Annotated in this window: 4 protein-coding genes and 1 pseudogene; 2 read left to right on the forward strand and 3 right to left on the reverse strand. The window is 70.0% G+C overall.

Features of this window, described 5'->3' with window-relative positions; all coding sequences use genetic code 11:
* From Air01nite_RS40575 to Air01nite_RS40585, 3 genes are all read right to left on the reverse strand, one after another.
* Positions 1-297: GOLPH3/VPS74 family protein (locus Air01nite_RS40575; protein WP_203708832.1), on the reverse strand; the 297-nt coding region annotated here is incomplete at its 3' end.
* A gap of 27 nt (positions 298-324) precedes the next feature.
* Positions 325-1,329 (reverse strand): acetamidase/formamidase family protein, encoded by a 1,005-nt coding sequence (locus Air01nite_RS40580; protein WP_203708833.1) that lies wholly within the window; start codon positions 1,327-1,329, stop codon positions 325-327.
* A gap of 35 nt (positions 1,330-1,364) precedes the next feature.
* Positions 1,365-2,828 carry an APC family permease gene (locus Air01nite_RS40585; protein ID WP_203708835.1) on the reverse strand — a complete coding sequence of 488 codons (1,464 nt, stop codon included), beginning with the start codon at positions 2,826-2,828 and terminating at the stop codon, positions 1,365-1,367.
* A gap of 300 nt (positions 2,829-3,128) precedes the next feature.
* On the opposite strand from Air01nite_RS40585, the gene Air01nite_RS40590 reads away from it, so the two are divergent.
* Together Air01nite_RS40590 and Air01nite_RS40595 are read left to right on the forward strand one after the other, a co-directional pair.
* Positions 3,129-4,175, forward strand: a complete 1,047-nt coding sequence (locus tag Air01nite_RS40590; protein WP_203708837.1) for an AAA family ATPase — start codon at positions 3,129-3,131, stop codon at positions 4,173-4,175.
* 1 nt (position 4,176) lies between these two features.
* Positions 4,177-4,494 (forward strand): annotated as a pseudogene (locus tag Air01nite_RS40595) (DUF58 domain-containing protein); the annotation flags it as partial.

The raw sequence follows: 4,494 nt of genomic DNA on the forward strand, positions 1-4,494 counted from the left end.
GAGCAGTTCGTCGCGGACGGCCTCGCCGGCGCCGACCCGGAGCTGGGTCAGCGCGCCGGCCAGCGGCGGCGGCTGGGCGGCCAGCCTGATCGCGGCGAGCAGCTTGTCGTCGTCGGCGTCGCCGGTCGGCGCGATCCCGATCACGCCGAGGCGGCCGCCGGTGACGGCGACCCGGCCGGCGAGCACGAGCTCGACCAGCCGGGCGCCGGCCACACCGATGTCGAGGCTGTCCGGGTGGACGGCCGGTTTGCCGGCATTGTCGAAGCCCAGCAGGAACAGCTCTTCACGCAGCCGCACGTCGTCTGTCCCTCCCCCTCGACGGCGTCAGCGGTAGCTGTCGGCGAGGGCGCGTAGTCGGGCGTGGGCGCCCTGATACATGTCGACGGAGGGAACGTAGCGCTTCGCCACCTTCGCGACCATCGTGTAGTTGGCATCGCACACATTGCCCACCGGTGCCTCACCGGCCTGGCTGATCAGTTGATACGAGTCGAGCACGTCCAGCTTGCCGGCGTCGGCGACCCAGGTCACCAGGTCGTGCTGGCTCATCCGGAACGCGTCCTCGAGCGGCCGCGCCGAGCCCGCCGACATCAGGTGGTCGTCGGTCTCCAGCCGGGGCGTGGGCGTGGCGACGCCCTTGATCAGCTCGACGGCGACCACGGTGTCCATCGCGGCCTCGACCGCGACGCCGCTGACCTCGCCGTGGCCCTGCCGGGCGTGGCCGTCGCCGAGCGCGAACAGCGCGCCCGGCACGTTGACGCCGAAGTAGACGGTGGTGCCGGCCCGCAACTCCGGTGTGTCCATGTTGCCGCCGTGCACGTCCGGGACGATGGTCATCCGGGCCTCGAACGCGCCCGGCGCGACGCCGACCGTGCCGTGCATCGGGTCCAGCGGCAGGTCCACGGTGAAGTCGCTGTTGCGGGCCGCGTACCGGACGAGCTTGTTGGTCCTGTCGATCTCGTAGCGCCAGACCCGCTCCTCGAGCGGCTCGTGCAGCATCGCCGTGGTGTGGGTGGCGGTGAGCGCGCCGAAGTGCGGGAACGTCGACGAGACGGCCCAGTCGCGGGCCGGGGTGATCGACACGAAGTGCAGCGCGAGCGTGTCGCCGGGCTCCGCACCCTCCACGTGGAACGGTCCGGAGACCGGGTTGAGGTAGGGGAACTCGCAGACCCGCGAGGGCAGGTCGTCGACGCCGAGGACGACGCCGCCGAAACAGTCCTCGGTGTACGTCTCGAGGATGTCACCGGGCTTGATGCGGGCCACCGGCTCGCGGCCGCCGAACGTGTAGCTCAGTTCGGCGGCCGTCGGCCGGTAGCGGAGGACGTCGGTCACGCTTCCGCCTTCCGTGGGGTCTTCGAGTGTGGAGCTTAGGGTGCGGCGGGCACGTTGTCGTCGGGGTCCACGGTGGTCTCCTCCGACATGCCGGCCAGCACCGGGGTGCGCTTGGTGGCGACCAGGAACGCGACCACGACGACGCCGATGAGCACCCAGATGCCGCCGATGAGCTGGGCGAAGATCTTCTGGTTGATCACCACGAAGATCAGCATGCCGAGGCCCAGGGCCGGCAGGATCGCGTGGCGGGCCCAGTCACGGCTGCCGTTGCGGACCACGTACCACCAGAACACCGTCACGTGCAGCACGATGAACGCGACCAGGGCGCCGAAGTTGACCAGCCGGCCGAGGTCGGTGATCGCGTCGGCCTCGCGGGTGAACCAGAGGGTCAGGCCCAGCACGAGCGAGAGGCCGGCGACCAGGAACACCGCGTTGGTCGGCACCGCGTGCCGCGGGGAGACCCGGGCCAGGAACGCCGGTAGCTGCTTGTCGCGGGCCATCGCGAAGAGCAGCCGGGAGGTGGCGCCCTGCGCGACCATCGCGTTGGCGATGCCCCAGGCCAGTGCGGTGGCGAGCGAGGTCAGCACGTACATCCAGTGCCCGCTGGCCGTCTCGGCCGCCTGCGCGAACTCGTCGCCGACGACCGCGCCGCCCTGCAGCAGCCCGTCCGGGTTCGGCACCAGCATGGAGCCGAGCCAGGTCTGCAGCACGAACAGCGCGCCCGCGACGATCAGCGCGCCGGCCATCGCGCGACCGATCTTCTGCGCCTCCTCGCGGTTCTCCTCCGCCAGCATCGAGATGCCGTCGAAGCCGAGGAACGAGAGCATCGCGACGCCGACCGCGGCGAAGATCAACGACCAGCCGAACAGGTCGCCGTTGAACAACGCCGTGCCCGCGGAGAGCCCGTTGCCCTTGCCCTGGCCGAGGGCGATCAGGAAGACCACGACGACGAGGGCCAGGACGGCCAGCTCGGCGAGCAGGAACCAGCGCGTGACCGTGGCAGTGATCTTGATGCCCAGGTAGTTGACCGCCGTGTTGACGGCGACGAACACGATCAGCCAGAGCCAGGTCGGAATCGCGGTCACGATCGCGTTCATCGAGAATGCGGCCACCACGTAGAGGAGGCTCGGCACCAGGATGTAGTCGAGGAGGATCGCCCAACCGGCGACGAATCCGACCGGTGGCGCGATTCCGCGACTCGCGTAGTTGTAGACCGACCCGGCCATGGGGAAGGCGCGGACCATCTGGGCGTACGAGTTCGCGGTGAACAACATCGCCACGAGCGCGACCAGATAGGTGAGCGCGACCATGCCGCCGGAGACCTGGAACACCGAGCCGAAGATCGCGAAGGGCGCGATCGGCACCATGAACACGAGGCCGTACGCGAGCATGTCGACGAATCGAAGCTCCCGCCGAAGCTCCTGGCGGTAGCCGAAGTTCTCGAGGGATAACGGTCCCTCTGCCGGTTGCGGACTCACGTCCGCCTGAGGGGAAGCCATGAGGCGTCACGATATCCCTCGATGATCGTTTGTGAAAGATATCGATCCGCCAATTCATCGCGCGGTATGTCGTTGTTTCGCGGTTATCGGGGCTAAGCCCCGCCCGGCGGTCAAAGCGCCCATCCTGGACAGCGTGGGCGGCCGGGTCGGCGCGGTCGAAAAATCCAGTTAGCCTGATGGCACGGGTGGGGCCGGCGGTGCGTGCGGCGGCTTGCCGAATTCTGCCCGCGCCGGGTGAACCAAACCACGGGCCCAGACGCTCTTGCATATGAAGCCGCAGCACCCCCGAGGAGGAGGCCCGTGACACAACAGACCTGGGACGAACTGGGCACACCGCTGCCCGGTCCCGAGTTCCGAGCCGCCAGTGATGCCATCGTGGCCAACATCGAGCAGGTCATCGAAGGCAAGACGGCAACGGTGCGGCTCGCACTCGCCGTCCTGCTGGCCGAGGGTCACCTCCTGATCGAAGACGTACCCGGCGTCGGCAAGACCAAGCTTGCCAAGGCGTTGGCCCGGTCGATCGACTGTTCCGTCCGCCGCATCCAGTTCACCCCCGACCTCCTGCCGAGCGACGTCACCGGCGTCAGCGTCTACAACCAGGAGAACCACGACTTCGAGTTCAAGCCGGGTGCGGTGTTCGCCAACCTGGTGGTGGGCGACGAGATCAACCGGGCGTCGCCGAAGACCCAGTCGGCGCTGCTCGAGTGCATGGAGGAGCGGCAGGTCACGGTCGACGGCACCACCTACGAGCTGCAGACGCCGTTCATGGTGATCGCGACGCAGAACCCGATCGAGATGGAGGGCACCTACCCCCTGCCCGAGGCGCAGCGCGACCGGTTCACCGCCCGGATCGCGATGGGCTACCCCGACGGGGCCGCGGAGCTGGCGATGCTCGACGCGCACGGCGCGCACGACCCGCTGCAGGGCCTGCGGCCGGTCTCCGACGCCGCCACCGTGCGCCGGCTGATCGCCACGGTTCGCGACGTGCACGCGGCCGAGGCTGTGAAGCAGTACGCGGTCGACCTGGTCACCGCCACCCGCGAGGCACCCGACCTGCGGCTGGGCGCCTCCCCCCGGGCGGCCCTGCAGCTCCTGCGCACCGCGCGCGCGGTGGCCGCGCTGGAGTCGCGCGACTACGTGCTCCCCGACGACCTGCAGGCGCTGGCCGTGCCGGTGCTCGCGCACCGGATCATCCCGACCGCCGACGCGCAGCTCGCCCGCCGCACGACCGACGCGATCGTCGCCGACATCGTTCACCGGCTGCCGCTCCCGCACGACCGTGGCCGCAACCCATACGACACGCGGCCCCAGTCCAGCGACGGGCGCGGCGACTACCGGAGGATGTGACGTGCGCGAAGCGCTGCGCGGGCTGACCACGCGCGGTCGCTCGTTCCTCGCGGCGGGCGGCGCGGCCGCCCTGTCGGCGCTGATCCTGGGCGAGAAGGACCTGCTCCGGGTCGCGGTGCTGCTGGCGATCCTGCCGCTGCTGGCCGCGGCCTACGTCGGCCGCAGCCGCTACAAGCTGGCCTGCAGCAGGTCGCTCGAGCCACACCGGGTGCAGGTCGGCGCCAGCTCGCGGGTGATCCTGCGCCTGCAGAACCTGTCCCGGCTGCCCACCGGCACGCTGCTGCTCGAGGACCGGCTGCCTTATGCCCTGGGCAGCCGG

Origin of the sequence: Asanoa iriomotensis (assembly GCF_016862515.1) — a bacterium.
GTDB classification, from domain to species: Bacteria; Actinomycetota; Actinomycetes; order Mycobacteriales; family Micromonosporaceae; genus Asanoa; species Asanoa iriomotensis.

Bases quoted from the DNA above. Each gene is read 5' to 3' on its own strand.
- Air01nite_RS40585 (WP_203708835.1), bottom strand. From the start codon at position 2,828: ATGGCTTCCCCTCAGGCGGACGTGAGTCCGCAACCGGCAGAGGGACCG.